Here is a 16,812-nt window from a genome sequence, read left to right as displayed (position 1 = left end):
GAAGCCACGGATCAAACGACAACACTGCTCAAACGACTGCGCTTGCGAAAGCTGCCTCCTGATGTCGAAAAAATACGTCAGCAAACGAACTCACTCCCTTGCGACCTACTACCTCAGTTGCCCTGCGACCCACTTCCCGCCGCGCCGCCCTGCTGCTTGGCGACAAACGCCTTGTATTCATCTGGGGTCAGCTTGCCGTTCTTATCGGAATCGGCGTCGTTGAAGATCCGCGCAAGCCCGGCGTTGGCCTGGGCCTCTTGCGTGCTGATGGCACCGTCGCTGTCGGTGTCGACACTCGCCCAGGTCTGGCCGCCGCCGGACTGCGCAGGCTGCGCCGCGCTGGTGGCAGAACTGCCCGACTGGGCCGAGGTCGCGGCGGCATCCTGCTGCGTACTCTGCGCCATCGCCGGCAGCGCCAGGGCGGCGGCAAGAGCGGCAGTGGCGGCGAGCAGCGAGGTGCGGTTGCGATTCTTCATTGGGTGGTCTCCTTGGCTTGGGAATGCGCGGTGTCGCCGCACATGGCCCCACCTTACCCAGCCCGAATGAACGCGAAACCCGCCGCAATTTCGCGCAAAACATCCTCTTAACCACCGCTTGGATATTTGCGTCTAGCCATCTGTTAGCCAGCGGTGAGCCAAACAGAAGCAGCGCATTCAATGCATCGAAATCTGCGAACCGCGCCGCATTTCATAACGTAAATTTACGCATTCGGCGCCTCGTCATCCCAGCTTCCGGAACTGAACAGTTTCCAACCCATAACGACACCGGCGATCGCCCCAGCCACGTCCAGGATCACCCGCGATCCCAATTCATTGGGATCGTGGATCTTGGCCAATGCCAGGCGCGCATACAGCGGGGACTCCAGCCGCACGATGCTGGTGTAGACGAGATTCCAGATGTCGTAGCCGCCGCCGATGGCGACTGCGAGCAGACAGGCGATGCCCAGCGTGTGCCCGTGGGTGAAGTGCAGACGCCGGCCGATGTGCTCGACTACAGCGAAGACCAATACGCCCAGCACCAACGCGATCAGGCCAGCCTCCAGCGAACCGAGCAGACCGAAGTGCAGGGGCAGATTCATCGTGACGATCCAGGCAGCAGGCGCATCAGTCTAGCGGTTGCGGGTGATGGATCCCGGCCCAAGCAGCAAGCGCGAGCGCTTACGCGAACGCGGATCGGCCAGGCGCTACGAGTGCCCGATGCCGCGGCACGCCGCGCTCACGCATCGTCCTGCCCGCGCGCACTCACCTGCGCCTCGCCTTCCTCATCCCATTGCACGCTGACCGAGATCGGCTTGCAGCACACCTGACAATCTTCGATGTAATGCTGGTCGCCGCCGGTCAGATCCAGTGTCAGGGTGATCCACTCCCCGCAATACGGGCAGGCGATATCGATGAAGCGTTCCGGGTCGGACATGGCAATTCCTTGCAGCAGCGTAGGGTGATGCACCACATGGACAGCACGGTGGCCGGAGTCACCCACTGCGGCGCGGTTGCTCAGTTGACCGGCACATCGAACGCGGTATCCGGCATCGGCTCGGGACGGAAGGTGAAATGCCACCACTCCATCGGATAGTTGGCAAATCCCTCCGCCGCCATGGCACGCAACAGCTGCTGGCGGTGGGCACGCTGGGCAGGACTGATGTCGCGCGCATCGGTATGCGCACGCGCATCGAAGAAATCGAAGTCGGTGCCCATCGCCACCGGCTGGCACGGGCCCTGCCGGCAATCGAGCAGGCCCAGGTCCAGCGTTGCGCCACGGCTATGCCCGGAAGTCTCGGCAATGTAGTCGCCCAGCAGCGCGCGCTTGTCCACACGCGGGTAGTACTGCGCCTTGGTCGACTGATCCTGCAGATCCGCAGCCCAGGCCACGAAGGCCTGCACCGCCCGCACCGGCCGGTAGCAGTCGAACACCTGCAGCCGATATCCCTGGGCCTCGAGCGACCGCGCCACCCGCGCCAGCGCCTGCGCCGCCGGACGCAGCAGATAGCATGTGGCGCCTCATACCCCGGCACCACGCGCCCGGTGAAGTTGTTGCTGCCCGCATAACGCATGTCCACCGCGATCTCCGGCGCAAGGCCCTGCACGTCGACCAGACCGGCTTGTGCGGCGGTTGTTGCCGAAGAGACATGCACCTCGGCAGCTGCGGCAACCAAGGGCATCACCGCGATCGACAGCAGTGCCTGACAGAGCGCTCCCCGAACCCGCCGACGCAATCTGCGTACCGACCTGATTTGCCTCATCGTTCTTCCTCCGTAATCAAGGCGGACATTGCACGTCGGCCATCACGTCCGAATCGGGTCGCCAGGATGGCGAACGCGACCACGATGCACCTATGAACCTTCGCTCTCAAGCTGCTCTGCCGCAGCCGGCAAGCGGAGTGGTCGCAGCGACCCGGTCAACGCATGCAGGATGCGCAGATCCTCCGCATCCAGCGTACGGGCGTCGCTGCCGCGGTAGTGATGGTGAAATGCCTGCAGCGTGGCGGCGGGATCGTCGAGGCTGTAGCCGAGCAGGGCCAGCGCCTGCCAGGGATCGAAACCCGCCGGTGCAGCGGGGGCATCGGCGGCGGGCCAGCGGCCGAAGCCGGCGTCGGCCAGGCGCTTCCATGGAAACAACGGGCCGGGATCGTTCTTGCGGGTCGGCGCCACGTCTTCATGACCGACGATCTGCGTGCGCGGGATACGCAGGCGGGTGCACAGGTCGTCCAGCAACACCAGCAGGCTGTCGATCTGGGCGGGCGCGAACGGCTCGCTGCCGTCGTTGTCCAGTTCGATGCCGATCGAGGCGGAATTGATGTCGGTGATGGTGCCCCAGCGCCCGGCGCCGCCATGCCAGGCGCGCTGGTCGTCGCCGACCAGTTGATAGCGCGCGCCATCCTCGCCGATCAGATAGTGCGCACTGACCCGGCCGCCGCTATTGCGCCCGCGCAGCGTGCCCAGGCTCTGCGGCACCGATTGCTGGTCGGTGAAATGCAGCACGATCAGGATCGGCCGCCGCGCGTCGTAGTTGGGCGAGGGCACCCACTGGGCCAGCGGGTTGCGTTGCGGCGCATGCGCGCACGCCCCCAGCGACAGCACCACCAGACACAGCGCGGCGCGTAGCCAGGGCGATGGCGACAGCGTGGGAGCAGGGGACATCGGATTCTCCTGGCGAAACGGCAAGGGCTTGCGCTGCACCGGCACCCTGACGGGTCGCGCAGGCGATGCGCCCATTATCTGCCGTGCGGGCGATGGCGTACAGCACGCGGCTGCGGCCGGTGGCAGGCAGACTGCGCGTGCGCAGAGGCCGACAGACCTTACGGCGCCGCTGCGCCATGCGACACGCACCGGGGATACCTGCGCATGCGTACACTACAGGCCGGCGCGGTCGGCGCAGGTCCGCGCGCCTGCGGTCGTGATTGCCTGTAAAAAGCCTCGCCAGTCGCTGCATCCATCAAGAGCCCTCTTCATGCCACTGTCGCGCCGCCTGCTGACGTTGTTGCTGCTGGTCACTGGACTGCCCTGCAGTGCCGCTGCGGCAACGCCTGCCACCCCGATACCGCACACGGCACCGTTTGCGGCCAGCGATGCGCAGCTGACCGCCGACTACTGGATCCAGCGCACTGGCAACGCGCAGACGCTGCGCATGACTGCCGCACAGATCGCCGGCTTCAATGCGCGTTTGCTGCGTGACGATGGCTCCATGCACGACCTGTCGCAGCTGGCCGAGGTGCTGCCGGCGGCCGAGGTGCGCGCGCACATCGAAACGCTGTCGGCCATGCCGACGCGTGCGCTGTACGACAGCGAAGGCCACAGCATCGATGCCTCGCGCCTTGCGACACTGCGCCACGCCCTGGCACTGGATGCACTGCCCGCACAGGTCACGCCACGGTTTGCACTGGTGGTGCAGCGCGCGGCACTGCGCACCTTCCCCACCGCGCAACGCGTGTTCAGCACCACCGACGACCACGATATCGACCGCTTCCAGGAATCGGCGCTCTATCCCGGTACACCGGTGGCGGTGCTGCACACCAGCGCCGATGGTGCATGGCACTTCGTGCTGGCGGCCAACTATGCGGCCTGGATCGCCGCCGACCGGCTTGCCGTGGGCACGCGTGAGGAAGTGCTGGATTATGCACAACGCCGCCCACGGCTGGTGGTCACCGGCGCACGCGTGCAAAGCGCCTACACCCCGGAGCTACCCGCCATCTCCGCACTGGCGCTGGACATGGGTACCAGCGTGCCGCTGCTTCGCGACTGGCCGCCGCAGCAGCCGGTCAACGGGCAGCTGCCGCAGGCCGCCCAGGTCGTGCAGTTGCCGCGGCGCAACAGTAATGGTCGCTTGCAGCTGGTGCCGGCACTGATCCCGCGCGGTGCCGACGTACGCGTTGGCCCGCTGCCGGCCACGCCGGCGGCGTTGTTGCTGCAGGCGTTCAAATTTCTCGGCGAACGCTATGGCTGGGGCAACGATTACGATGCGCGCGACTGCAGCGGTTTCGTGCTGGATGTGTATCGCAGCCTGGGCGTCGCATTGCCGCGCAATACCGGCGACCAGGCACGCAGCCCGGCACTGCTGAACGTTCCGTTCCAGGCGCAGGCAGCACTGCCGCAGCGCCTGCAACAACTTGCACGACTGCGGGTCGGCGACCTGATCTACATCCCCGGTCATGTGATGCTGGTGATCGGACACGAGCGCGGTGCGCCATGGGTGATCCATGACGTGGCCGGCGCCAGTTACCGCGATGCAGCCGGCAACGTGCAGCGTGCGCGCTTGAACGGCGTGTCGGTGACGCCGCTGCTGCCCTTGCTCGCCAGCGACGGCACACCGTTCGTCGACCACATCACCCGCATCCAACGCATTGCACCGCTTGGCTCCCCATGAAGATCACCGGCTTTCGCCTCGGCATGCTGCGCGTGCCGTTGAAGACCCCGTTCAAGACAGCAGTGCGTACCGTGCAGGCGATCGAGGACGTGGTGGTGCTGCTGCAGGCCGATAGCGGCCACATCGGCTATGGCGCTGCGCCGGCCACCGCCCCGATCACCGGCGATACGCACGGCTCCATCATCGCTGCGATCCAGCATTGCATCGGGCCGACGTTGATCGGCCAGGACGTGGCCGATCTCAACCGGCTATGCGCGCTGGTGCAACACGCGCTGGAGCGCAACACCAGCGCCAAGGCGGCGGTGGAGATCGCGCTCTACGACCTGTGGGCGCAGGCCCTGGGCACCCCGCTCTACCGGGCGCTCGGCGGCGGCATGCCGCGCATCACCACCGACATCACCATCAGCGTCGACAGCATCGACGTGATGGTGGCCGCAGCGCAATCCGCGCTCGCACGCGGCTATCGATCGCTGAAGATCAAGGTCGGCAAGGACAGCGGCTCGGACCTCGAGCGGATCACGGCGATACATGCCGCCGTCGCTGGTCGCGCATCGCTGCGCCTGGATGCCAACCAGGGCTGGACGCCCAAACAGGCAGTGCGCACCATGCGTGCACTGGAACACGCCGGCATCGCGATGGAACTGGTGGAGCAGCCGGTCAAGGCCACGGACATCGACGGACTTGCGTTTGTCACCGCGCGGATCGACACACCGGTGATGGCCGACGAAAGCGTGTTCTCGCCGGTCCAGGTGATCGACCTCATCCAGCGCCGCGCCGCCGATATCGTCAACATCAAACTGATGAAGACCGGCGGGCTATCCAACGCAATCCGCATCGCCGATATCGCTGGCTTGTACGGCGTGCCGTGCATGATCGGCTGCATGATCGAATCCAGCATCAGCGTGGCTGCGGCAGTGCATCTGGCGGTGGCCAAGGCCGACAGCATCACCCTGGCGGATCTGGATGCGCCCGCGCTCGGGCAGTTCGATCCCACCGAGGGCGGCGTGCACTTCGACGATGCCCAGATCCAGATCGACGACTCGCCCGGCCTGGGCATCCGCCGCATCCGCGGGCTGGAACTCCTGCCGGCTTGACTTGCCGGCTAAGACGCCAGTTGGATCTCCAGGCCGCGTTGGTCCAGGCGCGGCGCCTCACCGCTTCCGAGCATGCAGTCATCCGCACAGCGAACGGCGTACGCTGCCTGCACCATGCCCACCGACCATCCCGACTGGTCCTTGCCCGCGCATGCAACACACGGCCGCATTGCTGAGTACAGTAGCGACAGGATGGTGTGCCCAACGCGGCACCAGAGCAGCGCACTGTCTCCGTCAACCGTGTATCGATCCCAGACTCGTCCCCGTTCGATCATTCCCCCGGAGCCTGCATGCGCCTTGCCACCTTGTTTCGATCCGTTGCGCTGTTGGCGCTGGCGAGCTGCAGCAGCGTTGCCATCGCTGCCGGGCCGATCGATGCCCTGAATCAAGCGCGCGCGTTGATCGTGGTGACCACGCCGGACTGGGACAGCACCCAGGCGCGCCTGCAGACGTTCACCCGTGTGGACGGCCATTGGCAACCGGCCGCACCGGGCTTTGCGGTCGCGCTCGGGCGGCATGGCAGTGCCTGGGGCGATGGCCTGCACCCGGCGCAGGCGCAAGGCCCGCAGAAGCGCGAAGGCGACGGCCGCAGCCCGGCCGGCGTATTCGCGATCGGCCCGGCCTTCGGTTACGCGCAACGGATCGACAGCGCCATGCCGTACCAGGCGATGCGCGCCACCCACTACTGCATGGATGTGCCGAGTTCGCCGCTGTACAACCGCATCGTCGATGCCGCGCAGGTCGGTGAGGCCGCAGTGGCCGGGTCGACCGAACCGATGCGCCTGGATCTGCAACATCCCGGCGATGCGCGTTACAGCGAGGGCTTCGTGATCGCCCACAATCCCGACGCGGTTCCCGGGCGCGGCAGCTGCATCTTTGCGCACCTGTGGCGCTCACCGGGCCAGTTCACCGCCGGCTGCACCGCGATGGCGCCGGCCGATATGCAACGCCTGCTGGCCTGGTTGAAACCCGACGACAAGCCGCTGTTCGTGCTGTTGCCACGTGCCGAATACGCGCGCCTGCAAGCCCGCTGGCAGTTGCCCGAGTTGAGGGAGGCAGCACGATGAGCACACCGGCTCCTGCACCCGATTCCACTGGCCTGGTCCGCGTGGTCAGCCGTTGGCAGATCGTCGGCCTGTCGATCAACGATGTCATCGGCAGCGGCATCTATCTGCTGCCTGCGGCCACCGCAGCACTGCTGGGGCCGATGAGCCTGTGGGCGGTGATGCTGGCCGGCCTGGCGGTGGCGTTGCTGGTGTTGTGCTACGCGCAGGCGGCCAGTTATTTCGACACGCCGGGCGGCAGTTACCTGTACACGCGTGAGGCGTTCGGCCCGCTGGTCGGCTTTCAGATCGGCTGGATGATCTGGCTCACGCGCATCAGTTCGGCAGCGGCATTGAGCAACGGCCTGACCGATGCGGTGGCGCGGTTCTGGCCGACCGTGGCGACCGATCACTGGGCGCGCTTGCTGGTGGTCGTCGGCTCCCTGGGTCTGCTCACCGCCATCAACGTGATCGGCGTGAAATCGGCGGCGCGTACCGGCATCGCACTGGTGATCGGCAAGCTGGTGCCGCTGCTGCTGTTCGTGGCCATCGGCCTGTTCTACGTGGACTGGTCGTGGGCCTTTGCCGGCACCACGCCGGATCTGCGCGACCTGGGCAATCTGGGCGAAGCGGCCTTGCTGCTGCTGTTTGCCTATGCAGGCTTCGAAAACATTCCTGCGGCCGCTGGCGAATACCGCAACCCACGCCGCGACGTGCCGTTTGCGTTGATCACCATGATCGTCACCGTCACCTTGATCTACGCCGCGGTCCAGGTCGTCGCACAGGGCACGCTGCCCAATCTTGCCGCCTCGCCCACGCCATTGGCCGATGCCGCAAGCCGTTTCGGTGGCGAGGCGCTGGCGCTGATCCTCACCGTGGGCGCCACCATTTCCATCCTCGGCACCACCAGCAATACGGTCATGCTCGGGCCGCGCTTTCTGTTTGCGCTGGCACAGGATGGCTACGGCCCCGCATTCCTGGCACGCGTGCATCCGCGCTTCCACACCCCGGCTGCGGCAGTGCTGACCCAGGGCGTGCTGTCGCTGGCGCTGGCGGTGTCGGGCTCGTTTACGCAGCTGGCATTGCTGTCGATGGTCACGCGGTTATTCGCCTATATCGGTACCGCCGCGGCAGTGATCGTGCTGGCGCGTCGCTACCGGCAACGCACCGACACCTTGCGCCTGCCTGGCGGGCCGGCCATCCCCGTCGCGGCGCTGCTGCTGTCGCTGGGCCTGCTCGCCAGCGCCAGCTGGCAGAACCTGGCGGCCGCCGGGGTGGCGTTGCTGGTGGGTTGGGTGATCTACCTGTTTCCGCGCAAGCCTGCGTAGCGGTTTTCGCAGGATGCTCGCACAGCGATCACGCACGACTAACCGCGCGCGTCCAAGGCTGCAACTCTCACCTGCTTGGGAGCTTGCGATGAAACTGCGCCGTGTCTACAGCACGCCCGATATCGAGAGTGCGCAATGCGTCATGCAGGCCGCACGCAGTGCCGGCATCGACAACGATGCGCTGTCGTTGATTGCCCGTTCGGATATCGAGCTGGAAGGCATTCCCGATGAACGCAAGGACGCCAAGACGGATTTTCTCCCTGCTGCCGCGCGCGGCGCCGCCACGGGTGGCGCTGCGGGCCTGGTCGCCGGGCTGGTCGCCATCGCCGTGCCTCCGATCGGCCTCACCATCGCCGGCGCCGGTGTCATGGCGCTGGCAGGCGCCTTGGTCGGCACCTGGTCGTCTGCACTGATCGGCGCCACCGTCCCCGATCCGGTGCGCCGCCAATTCGAGGACGAAATCCAGGCAGGGCGCGTCCTGGTCATCATCGACGCCGACGAGCCCTCGCTGCAGCATGCCGAAGCCAGCCTGCGTGCTGCCGGCGCCACCCCGCTGCCGTATGAGGCTGCATCGGCGGCGACGTGATGCGCGCCGACACCGGCTGAATTGTTGGGCGCAGCGCACCGTATCGCGTAGGGGCGCACCAGCGAGCGTTACCAAGGGCAGCATGCCTTGATCCCCTCCTCACTTGCCCTGGCAACGGATTTAACACCTGCCCGCCTAGGTTAGGGCGCACAGTCAACACGGAGACGAGCATGAACGTGCCGTATCAGATTGCGGGCCGCGCACCGGACGAGGACCGCAGCCAGAACGTATCCAATTATTGGCGCGAGCGCTTCACCGAAGAATCGTATTACACCGAAGGTGACCGCTACGAAGATTACGAAGGCGCCTATCTGGCAGGACACCAGGCGCGTATCCGCGAGAACGCACGCGCCTACGATCAGGTGGAAGCAGAACTGCACCGCGAATGGGAAGCCAATCGCGGCACCGATGGATTGAGCTGGAGCAAGGCCCGTCACGCCGTCAAGCGTGCCTGGGAAAATGCGACCGACCTCGTCACTGGCGACAACAAGTCCAAGCCCTGAAGACAACAACGCCACCGTCGAGGTGGCGTTGTTGTCTCAGTGTGTCGGTGCCGCGTCAGTCCAGTGGCGGCGGTACAGCGCGCGAATAATGCGATGCGTTGTCGACATCCATCGCATCGCGGGTGTTCTTCTGTACCGCAGCTGCGCCAAACAGGCTTAATGCGTAGGCCATCGCGTAGAACCCTTTCTCGCTCAGCAACAAGGTCGCGTTGATCAAGCCGATTGCCAGGAGCAGCAGCGCGATGACCAGCGAAAACCAACAGATCGCGTAGTACAGTCCCGTCACCGGAATTCCATCTGCGCGGTCACGCACACCCTTCTGCAACGACACCGATGCGAACAGGCCAAACAACAGCAGAGTGAAGTAATAGCCTTTTTCGTTGAGCATCATCTGCGCATTCCATAGCCCGACCAGGTAGGCAATGCCGCCCAGCTGCAATGCAGCCGAGGATGCGGCGATAAAAGCAGGTGACGTTTTTTGCGTGGCAGCCATCGAAACTCCTTTTCATGGTGAAGCAGTGGTGTGGGACGCACACGTCTCACAAAGTAAAGTGATCTACGACAAGGCGGCCTTGAAGGCGTCGTGTAAGGTACTTTAAAACCCGACGCAGGACACGTTGCGGGAGGGCTGCAACGTCACTGCGCCCATTCCCTGGAAGACCTCATGTCTGTCCGACGTCTGCTGGCCCTGGCCTGCTCGGCCACCCTGTTCACTGCCAGCGCTGCACTCGCCGCACCCGCAGCCGCCCCCGCGGCCGCCATTCCCAAGGCGCAATGGCCATTCCAGGCCGCCACGGTCGCCGATTTCGACGAACCCTGGGCGATGACCTTCCTGCCCGACGGCAGTTTGTTGGTCAGTGAAAAACGCGGTGCATTGGTGCGGCTGGATCTCAAGACCAACCGCAAGAGCGCCATCACCGGCATTCCGGCAGTGGCGTATGGCGGCCAGGGCGGTTTTGGCGATGTCCTGGCGCATCCGCGCTTTGCCAGGAATGGCCTGGTCTATGTCAGCTACGCCGAACCGGGACAGGGCGATACCCGCGGCGCAGCGGTGGCACGCGCCAAGCTCACGCTGGATGCCAGCGGCGGCGGCACGCTGTCGGAGCTGAAGGTGATCTGGCGCCAGGATCCCAAGGTTACCGGCAACGGTCACTTCGGGCACCGGCTCGCGTTCGGCCCGGATGGCAAGCTGTGGATCAGCTCCAGCGAACGGCAGAAATTCACGCCCGCCCAGGACATGCAAGCCAACCTCGGCAAGTTGATCCGGCTCAACGATGACGGCAGCGTGCCGGCCGACAACCCGTTCGCTGCGCAGGGCGGCGTTGCCGCGCAGGTGTGGTCGCTGGGTCACCGCAATATTCTCGGCCTGGCCTTCGACGGCAAGGGGCGCCTGTGGGAACACGAAATGGGCCCGCTCGGCGGCGATGAGTTGAACCTGATCCAGCGCGGCGCCAACTACGGTTACCCGATCGTCTCCAACGGCGACAACTACGACGGCACGCCGATCCCGGATCACAACACGCGCCCGGAATTCGCCGCGCCCAAGATCAGCTGGACCCCGGTGATCTCGCCAGCCGGCTTTGTGATCTACCGCGGCAAGCAGTTCCCGACATGGCGCGGCAACGGCTTTATCGGCGGCTTGTCGTCGATGGCGCTGGTGCAGGTGTCGCTCGGCGATCAGCCACGCGAGGTGGCCCGCTACGACATGGGCGCGCGCATTCGCGAAGTGGAACAGGGTCCGGACGGCGCGCTGTGGTTGCTGGAGGACGAAGCCAGCGGCAGCACCGGGCGCCTGCTCAAGTTGACGCACAAGAGCAAGGCGGCAGTCGAGAACGACGCGTAATTCTGCAAGACCGTTTCCAGGGGAGTCGTGCCACCGCCACATGTCATCTGCGTGCTGGCGGTGGCCACGATTTTCGCTGCGGAGCCGGGTTCGATCCGGCGTGATGCCTGTCGCGACAGATGCGGATGTCAAAGGGCCCGTGGTTCACATCGAGCAGGCACGCGCCACATTCTCTCCGACCCGATGACGACGCGCCCTTGGGCCACATCCGTCACCGTCAAACCCGGCGCAGTAATCGCACTCCGCTGCTCGTCGCACGAGTGCGCCATACCACGCCCGCGGATGCTCAGGCCTCCAGCAACTCGAACGTCACCGCCTCGCCACTCTTGGCCGAGGCGCACACCCACACATCGAACAGGCCCGGCTCGGCGCCAAACACGTTCTTGTGGTTGGTAAAGGCCAGTGCGTCACGCGTCAGGGTGAACACCACGTCCGCGCTTTCGCCAGGCTGCAACGACACCTTGCGGAAACCCTTGAGTTCGCGCACCGGGCGCACCCGGCTGGCCACGCGATCGTGCACATACAGCTGCACCACTTCTTCGCCGGCCACGCGGCCGGTATTGGTGACGCGCGTGGTGATGGTCAGCGTCTGGTCCCAGCCGAGCTGCGCACTGCTCAGCTGCGGCTGCGCATACGCAAAGGTGGTGTAGCTCAAGCCGTGGCCGAACGGATACAACGGCTCGTTGGGCATCTCGCGCCAGCGTGCCTTGTACTCGGACAGCGTCGGCAGTTCCGGGCGGCCGGTGCGCAGATGGTTGTAGAAATACGGTTGTTGCCCGGTCACCTGCGGAAAGCTGATCGGCAGGCGCGCGGACGGGTTGTAGTCGCCGAACAGCACATCGGCCACGCCGGTGCCGGTCTGCGTGCCCAGGTACCAGGTCACCGCAATCGCGTCGGCATCGCGCACCGCACCGCTCAGGGCCAGCGCGCGGCCATTGCGCAGCAGCACCACCATCGGCGTGCCGGTGGCGGCGATGGCTTCGGCCAATGCCTGCTGCGCCGGCGGCAACACGATCTCGGTGCGCGACTGCGCCTCGCCACTGAAGCGCTGCGGCTCGCCCAGCGCCAGCACCACCACATCGGCCGCCTGCGCGGCGTCGATCGCGGCGGAAATACCGCCCGGCAGCGCCTCTTCCAGGCCACAGCCCGGCACCACCGTCAGATGCTCGCTGCCGACCACCGCACGCACACCCTGCTCCAGGGTCACGTAGCGCTGCTTGTCGCCGAACAGTGTCCAGCACCCCTCGATGTTGTCGCGGTCCTGCACGAACGGCCCGATCAACGCGATGCGCTGCCCGCTTTTCTTCAGCGGCAACACCTCGCCCTGGTTTTTCAGCAACACGATCGAACGCCGCGCCGCATCGCGCGACAACGCATCGTGCGCGGGCAGATGCGCGGTGTCGGCTTCGCGTGCCGGATCCAGCGAACGGTACGGGTTGTCGAACAACCCGATCGCATCCTTCAGCTGCAGCATGCGGCGCACGCTGGCATCCAGCGTGGCCATCGGCACCTCGCCGCTATCCACCAGCGACGGCAGATGCGCGGCATAGAAGCCGCTCTGCATGCTCAGATCCAGGCCGGCCAGGAACGCCTTCTTGGTCGCATCGCGCTCATCGGCGGCATAGCCGTGCGCAATCAGTTCCATGTCGGCGGTGTAGTCGGAAATCACCACGCCGGGGAACTGCCAGTCACCGCGCAGGATCTCGGTCAGCAACTCATGGTTGGCGCTGGCCGGCACGCCGTTGATGTCGTTGAACGAGGACATCACGGTCAGTGCGCCGGCATCGAAGGCGGCCTTGAACGGCGGCAGGTGCACATCGCGCAGCGTCTGCGGCGCGATGTCCACGGTGTTGTATTCCATGCCCGCAGCCACGGCGCCGTAGGCGGCGAAGTGCTTGGGCGTGGCCAGCAGGCAATCGTCGGCGGTCAGATCGCTGCCCTGGAAGCCGCGCACGCGGGCGGCGGCAAACGCCGCGCCCAGCACCACGTCTTCGCCGGCGCCTTCCGCGCCACGGCCCCAGCGCTGGTCGCGCGCGATGTCCACGGCCGGTGCGTAGGTCCAGTGCAGGCCGGCGGCGGTCGCCTCGATCGCGGTGGCACGCGCGGTGCGCTCGGCCAGCTCGGGCTCGAAACTGGCCGCCTCGCCCAGCGGGATCGGGAACACCGTGCGCATGCCGTGGATCACGTCCGCCGCCAGGATCACCGGGATGCCCAGGCGGCTTTCTTCCACCGCCACCTTCTGGATCTGCACGCCGAGCGCAGCACCGACGCCATTGAACAACGAGCCGACCCGGCCCGCGCGCACCTGCTGCAGCACCTCGTCGGCGTTGAGCACATTGGCCTCGGGATTCACGTCCGGCGCGAACGGCCGCACCATGTCGGCGAACACACCCAACTGTCCGACCTTCTCTTCGACGGTCATCCGGGCAATCAGGGTTTCGATACGATCAGCAGCCATGAGATCCTTGAGAAAACGTTTACATGGCCGTCAATTCTAGCCTGACGCGACCGCGACGGTGCAAGTTCTGAAGGCCGGGATTCGAGATTCGGGATTTGTAGAGGCCGGTTGCACGGCATGTTGCCCGCCGGAGCGGCAGCGGCGCAGCGCCTGGCCCACCGCAACCTTCGATACTCCGGGATCCAGGCATGCAGCGACAAGCCAGCCAGGCGGGCGGTGCGCGGCAATCAGGCCGCCCGCTCGCGCTCGATGATCACCCCCACCGCCTGCGCCCCGCGCACTGCACCGGGCTTGCTCAGCTTCAACCGCAGCCAATGCACGCCGAACTCGTCCAGCACGATCGCCGCGCAGCGCTCGGCCAGGGTCTCCACCAGCCCGAAGTCCGAGGCCTGCACGAATTCGATCAGCCGCTTGCTCACCGCCTTGTAGTTGAGGGTATCGGCGATGTCGTCACTGGCGGCCGGAATGCGGTTGTCGAAACCCATCTCCAGATCGAACCGCAGCGTCTGGCGGATGCGCCGCTCCCAGTCGTAGATGCCGATCAGTGCATCGATTTCCAGGCCTTCGATAAAAACTTTGTCCATAGGTGGGGAATAGGGAATAGGGAATAGGGAATGGTGAGAAGCACAAGTAACGACAGGGCAGCGCGAACGGAATCGAAGTAGCGCTTTTACGATTCCCGATTCCCGACTCCCGATTCCCCAGCCGCCAGCGGCGGCAGCGCAGCCATATCCCAACGCGGCGTCACATGCACTGCCGCGCCGGCGCGCTCGCCGGCCTCCAGCCGCAGCGCGCCGGCGAAGGCGATCATCGCGCCGTTGTCGGTGCACAGAGCCGGCCGCGGGAAGCAGACCCGGCCGCCGCGCCGCTGCGCCGCGTCCTGCAGGCGTGCGCGCAGGCGCTTGTTGGCGCCCACCCCGCCGGCCACCACCAGGGTGTTGCAGTCGGCCGCATCCAGCGCGCGCAGGCATTTGATCGCCAGCGTCTCCACCACCGCATCCTCGAACCCGCGCGCGATGTCCGCCCGCGTGGTATCGGACTGGTCGCTGCCGCGCCAGGCCAGCAGCACCTGGGTCTTGAGCCCGCTGAAACTGAAATCCAGCCCGGGGCGGTCGGTCATCGGCCGCGCGAACGTGTAGCGCCCCGGGGTGCCGGTTTCGGCCAGCGCCGCCAGCTGCGGCCCGCCCGGATACGGCAGGCCCATCATCTTGGCGGTCTTGTCGAAGGCCTCGCCGGCGGCATCGTCCAGGGTCTCGCCCAGCACTTCATAGCTGCCCAGCGCCTTCACCGACACCAACTGCGTGTGGCCGCCCGAGACCAGCAGCGCCACGAACGGCGGCTGCGGCGGGTCGTCTTCCATCAGCGGTGCCAGCAGATGGCCTTCCATGTGATGCACCCCGATCGCCGGCACGTCCAGCGCCCAGGCCAGCGAGCGCGCCACGCCGGCACCGACCAGCAGTGCACCGACCAGCCCAGGCCCGGCGGTGTAGGCCACGCCGTCGAGTTCGTCGATGCGCGATCCGGCCTCGCCCAGGGTCTGGCGGATCAGCGGCAGCAGCTTGCGCACGTGGTCGCGGCTGGCCAGCTCCGGCACCACCCCGCCATATTCGGCGTGCAGCGCGATCTGGCTGTAGACCGCGTGGGCGCGCAGCGCCGCCACCCCGGACAACGCAGTGTCGTAGACCGCCACGCCGGTCTCATCGCACGATGATTCGATCCCAAGGACTTTCACGGCAGCTCGGCAGAGACAGACAGACGCGTATTTTCGCAGCTTTTGGGCTGCGCAGATTGGCCAATGGCGATATGCTGCGCCGCCCCGTGATCGCTGCCGTAGCCGGCCCGGGCGCACGCTTTATCAGCGTCGTGCCAGGAAATCCTGCCGGGGACTTGCAGGTCGTTGGCAAGTCGTTATAATGCGCGGCTCGCCGGGGCAACCCGGAAATTCCGTCACGCGAGTCCGCTCGCACCCGCCCGGGGCTCCCGGACGGAAATCCCATTTTCTGGAGAACACATGCCCAGCGTTAAAGTCCGCGAGAACGAGCCCTTCGAATTTGCGCTCCGTCGTTTCAAGCGCACCTGCGAAAAGGCCGGCGTGCTGGCCGAAACCCGCAAGCGCGAGTTCTATGAAAAGCCGACCCAGGAGCGCAAGCGTAAGGCTGCCGCTGCTGTGAAGCGTCAGTTGCGTCGTTCTTCGCGCGACGTCACCAAGCGCCAGCGCTTGTACTGATCGAACGCGGTTCCTTGCCGATGGGTGTGCGCTGAAGGCGCGACCTGTCGGGATCGAACCCAAGAGCCGGCACGCGCAAGCGTCGCCGGCTTTTTGTATTGGTCCGTTGCCGGGCGACCGCTGCGTTCTTCGCAGCTGCAGAGCCGACCGGCATCGCTGCCATCACCCGCCCGACGTCCTGCCGATGCACCGCGCCCGTCATGGCGCATCGGCACACCAGCAACACGCACTCCAGGAGTTACCCCATGCCCCTCAAGCAGCAGCTCACCGATGACATGAAAGCCGCCATGAAATCCGGCGACAAGCACAGCCTGGGCGTGATCCGGCTGATCAATGCCGCGATCAAGCAGAAGGAAGTGGACGAACGCGTCGAGATGGACGATGCCGCCGTGATCGCCGTGCTCGACAAGATGGTCAAGCAGCGCAAGGACTCGGTCACCCAGTTCGAAGCCGCTGCACGCGACGACCTGGCGCAGATCGAGCGCGAGGAGATCGTGGTGATCGAGCGCTACCTGCCGGCCAAGATGGGCGAGGCCGAGATCGTCGCCGCCATCCAGGCAGCCATCGCGCAGACCGGTGCCAGCAGCCCGGCCGACATCGGCAAGCTGATGGGCGCACTCAAGCCCAGGCTGGCCGGTCAGGCCGACATGGGCCTGGTCTCGACGCTGGTCAAGCAGCATCTGGCAGGCTGAATCTTCGCCCGCGCAGTGCCCTGTGCCCGATGGCCAGGGCACTGCGGCGAGCCGCCTGCGTGCGGCTGGCTGCAGCGCCGTTTCACTAGGGCCTGTTAACGCTAGTGGTTGGGGAGGTTAAACTATTGGACATGGAGATCACGCCAGCACAATTTGCCCTCATCGAACATTGCTTACCT

At 65.9% G+C, this 16,812-nt stretch carries 17 protein-coding genes and 1 pseudogene; 9 read left to right on the top strand and 9 right to left on the bottom strand.

Going from position 1 to position 16,812, the window contains the following annotated elements; genetic code table 11:
• Positions 1–113 precede the first annotated feature (113 nt).
• The 5 genes and pseudogenes from XarbCFBP7408_RS18290 to XarbCFBP7408_RS18270 form a co-directional block, all read right to left on the bottom strand.
• On the bottom strand, positions 114–476 hold the full coding sequence (locus tag XarbCFBP7408_RS18290; protein ID WP_104564168.1) for a hypothetical protein: 363 nt from the start codon (positions 474–476) through the stop codon (positions 114–116).
• A gap of 224 nt (positions 477–700) precedes the next feature.
• Entirely contained in the window at positions 701–1,078 is a 378-nt protein-coding gene (locus tag XarbCFBP7408_RS18285) for a hypothetical protein (protein WP_104564167.1), read from the bottom strand.
• Between the two features lie 137 nt (positions 1,079–1,215).
• On the bottom strand, positions 1,216–1,413 hold the full coding sequence (locus XarbCFBP7408_RS18280; protein WP_016903162.1) for a CPXCG motif-containing cysteine-rich protein: 198 nt from the start codon (positions 1,411–1,413) through the stop codon (positions 1,216–1,218).
• Between the two features lie 80 nt (positions 1,414–1,493).
• Positions 1,494–2,158, bottom strand: a pseudogene (locus XarbCFBP7408_RS18275) (M15 family metallopeptidase).
• Between the two features lie 171 nt (positions 2,159–2,329).
• Entirely contained in the window at positions 2,330–3,136 is an 807-nt protein-coding gene (locus XarbCFBP7408_RS18270) for an N-acetylmuramoyl-L-alanine amidase (RefSeq protein ID WP_104564189.1), read from the bottom strand.
• A gap of 310 nt (positions 3,137–3,446) precedes the next feature.
• On the opposite strand from XarbCFBP7408_RS18270, the gene XarbCFBP7408_RS18265 reads away from it, so the two are divergent.
• The 6 genes from XarbCFBP7408_RS18265 (at position 3,447) to XarbCFBP7408_RS18235 (ending at position 9,413) form a co-directional block, all read left to right on the top strand.
• Entirely contained in the window at positions 3,447–4,859 is a 1,413-nt protein-coding gene (locus XarbCFBP7408_RS18265; RefSeq protein WP_146093788.1) for an SH3 domain-containing protein, read from the top strand.
• Entirely contained in the window at positions 4,856–5,953 is a 1,098-nt protein-coding gene (locus XarbCFBP7408_RS18260) for a dipeptide epimerase (protein WP_104564166.1), read from the top strand. Before XarbCFBP7408_RS18265 ends, XarbCFBP7408_RS18260 begins: the two co-directional genes overlap by 4 nt.
• 290 nt (positions 5,954–6,243) lie before the next feature.
• The gene (locus tag XarbCFBP7408_RS18250) at positions 6,244–7,020 is read left to right on the top strand and encodes a L,D-transpeptidase family protein (protein WP_104564164.1); all 777 of its coding nucleotides are present in this window, start codon (positions 6,244–6,246) and stop codon (positions 7,018–7,020) included.
• Complete coding sequence (locus XarbCFBP7408_RS18245; protein WP_104564163.1) at positions 7,017–8,324, top strand: APC family permease; 1,308 nt, start codon at positions 7,017–7,019, stop codon at positions 8,322–8,324. The genes XarbCFBP7408_RS18250 and XarbCFBP7408_RS18245 overlap by 4 nt, the downstream gene beginning before the upstream one ends.
• 88 nt (positions 8,325–8,412) lie before the next feature.
• Positions 8,413–8,910: a hypothetical protein gene (locus tag XarbCFBP7408_RS18240; RefSeq protein WP_104564162.1), complete on the top strand. Its 498-nt coding sequence runs from the start codon at positions 8,413–8,415 to the stop codon at positions 8,908–8,910.
• 170 nt (positions 8,911–9,080) lie between these two features.
• Positions 9,081–9,413, top strand: a complete 333-nt coding sequence (locus tag XarbCFBP7408_RS18235) for a hypothetical protein (RefSeq protein WP_104564161.1) — start codon at positions 9,081–9,083, stop codon at positions 9,411–9,413.
• A gap of 55 nt (positions 9,414–9,468) precedes the next feature.
• Here the strand turns inward: XarbCFBP7408_RS18235 and yiaA are convergent, their stop codons facing one another.
• Positions 9,469–9,906, bottom strand: coding sequence for an inner membrane protein YiaA (gene yiaA / locus XarbCFBP7408_RS18230; protein ID WP_104564160.1), 438 nt, complete (start codon positions 9,904–9,906; stop codon positions 9,469–9,471).
• 171 nt (positions 9,907–10,077) lie between these two features.
• On the opposite strand from yiaA, the gene XarbCFBP7408_RS18225 reads away from it, so the two are divergent.
• Positions 10,078–11,256 (top strand): PQQ-dependent sugar dehydrogenase, encoded by a 1,179-nt coding sequence (locus XarbCFBP7408_RS18225; protein WP_104564159.1) that lies wholly within the window; start codon positions 10,078–10,080, stop codon positions 11,254–11,256.
• Positions 11,257–11,542: 286 nt separating this feature from the next.
• On the opposite strand, the gene XarbCFBP7408_RS18220 is transcribed toward XarbCFBP7408_RS18225, so the two are convergent.
• The 3 genes from XarbCFBP7408_RS18220 to tsaD all read right to left on the bottom strand — a co-directional run bounded on the left by XarbCFBP7408_RS18220 (position 11,543) and on the right by tsaD (position 15,446).
• The gene (locus XarbCFBP7408_RS18220) at positions 11,543–13,714 is read right to left on the bottom strand and encodes a glycoside hydrolase family 3 N-terminal domain-containing protein (protein ID WP_104564158.1); all 2,172 of its coding nucleotides are present in this window, start codon (positions 13,712–13,714) and stop codon (positions 11,543–11,545) included.
• 227 nt (positions 13,715–13,941) lie between these two features.
• Positions 13,942–14,298, bottom strand: a complete 357-nt coding sequence (gene folB / locus XarbCFBP7408_RS18215; protein WP_104564157.1) for a dihydroneopterin aldolase — start codon at positions 14,296–14,298, stop codon at positions 13,942–13,944.
• Between the two features lie 86 nt (positions 14,299–14,384).
• The gene (gene tsaD / locus XarbCFBP7408_RS18210) at positions 14,385–15,446 is read right to left on the bottom strand and encodes a tRNA (adenosine(37)-N6)-threonylcarbamoyltransferase complex transferase subunit TsaD (RefSeq protein ID WP_104564156.1); all 1,062 of its coding nucleotides are present in this window, start codon (positions 15,444–15,446) and stop codon (positions 14,385–14,387) included.
• A 279-nt stretch (positions 15,447–15,725) separates the two neighbouring features.
• On the opposite strand from tsaD, the gene rpsU reads away from it, so the two are divergent.
• Entirely contained in the window at positions 15,726–15,941 is a 216-nt protein-coding gene (gene rpsU / locus XarbCFBP7408_RS18205) for a 30S ribosomal protein S21 (protein WP_002808376.1), read from the top strand.
• 245 nt (positions 15,942–16,186) lie between these two features.
• Positions 16,187–16,633, top strand: a complete 447-nt coding sequence (locus XarbCFBP7408_RS18200) for a GatB/YqeY domain-containing protein (protein ID WP_104564155.1) — start codon at positions 16,187–16,189, stop codon at positions 16,631–16,633.
• The last annotated feature ends 179 nt before the right edge of the window (positions 16,634–16,812 follow it).

The sequence above is a fragment of the Xanthomonas arboricola pv. guizotiae genome, from assembly GCF_002940205.1.
GTDB classification, from domain to species: domain Bacteria; phylum Pseudomonadota; class Gammaproteobacteria; order Xanthomonadales; family Xanthomonadaceae; genus Xanthomonas; species Xanthomonas arboricola_C.
Note: the sequence above shows the minus strand (reverse complement) of the source record. Positions and strands in the feature narration are given on the sequence as shown.

Coding starts and splice junctions, on each gene's coding strand:
- XarbCFBP7408_RS18260 (WP_104564166.1), top strand. CDS start 4,856: ATGAAGATCACCGGCTTTCGCCTCGGCATGCTGCGCGTGCCGTTGAAG.
- XarbCFBP7408_RS18220 (WP_104564158.1), bottom strand. CDS start 13,714: ATGGCTGCTGATCGTATCGAAACCCTGATTGCCCGGATGACCGTCGAA.
- XarbCFBP7408_RS18250 (WP_104564164.1), top strand. CDS start 6,244: ATGCGCCTTGCCACCTTGTTTCGATCCGTTGCGCTGTTGGCGCTGGCG.
- XarbCFBP7408_RS18280 (WP_016903162.1), bottom strand. CDS start 1,413: ATGTCCGACCCGGAACGCTTCATCGATATCGCCTGCCCGTATTGCGGG.
- XarbCFBP7408_RS18285 (WP_104564167.1), bottom strand. CDS start 1,078: ATGAATCTGCCCCTGCACTTCGGTCTGCTCGGTTCGCTGGAGGCTGGC.
- yiaA (WP_104564160.1), bottom strand. CDS start 9,906: ATGGCTGCCACGCAAAAAACGTCACCTGCTTTTATCGCCGCATCCTCG.
- folB (WP_104564157.1), bottom strand. CDS start 14,298: ATGGACAAAGTTTTTATCGAAGGCCTGGAAATCGATGCACTGATCGGC.
- XarbCFBP7408_RS18225 (WP_104564159.1), top strand. CDS start 10,078: ATGTCTGTCCGACGTCTGCTGGCCCTGGCCTGCTCGGCCACCCTGTTC.
- XarbCFBP7408_RS18245 (WP_104564163.1), top strand. CDS start 7,017: ATGAGCACACCGGCTCCTGCACCCGATTCCACTGGCCTGGTCCGCGTG.
- XarbCFBP7408_RS18235 (WP_104564161.1), top strand. CDS start 9,081: ATGAACGTGCCGTATCAGATTGCGGGCCGCGCACCGGACGAGGACCGC.
- rpsU (WP_002808376.1), top strand. CDS start 15,726: ATGCCCAGCGTTAAAGTCCGCGAGAACGAGCCCTTCGAATTTGCGCTC.
- XarbCFBP7408_RS18290 (WP_104564168.1), bottom strand. CDS start 476: ATGAAGAATCGCAACCGCACCTCGCTGCTCGCCGCCACTGCCGCTCTT.
- XarbCFBP7408_RS18240 (WP_104564162.1), top strand. CDS start 8,413: ATGAAACTGCGCCGTGTCTACAGCACGCCCGATATCGAGAGTGCGCAA.
- XarbCFBP7408_RS18270 (WP_104564189.1), bottom strand. CDS start 3,136: ATGTCCCCTGCTCCCACGCTGTCGCCATCGCCCTGGCTACGCGCCGCG.
- XarbCFBP7408_RS18200 (WP_104564155.1), top strand. CDS start 16,187: ATGCCCCTCAAGCAGCAGCTCACCGATGACATGAAAGCCGCCATGAAA.
- XarbCFBP7408_RS18265 (WP_146093788.1), top strand. CDS start 3,447: ATGCCACTGTCGCGCCGCCTGCTGACGTTGTTGCTGCTGGTCACTGGA.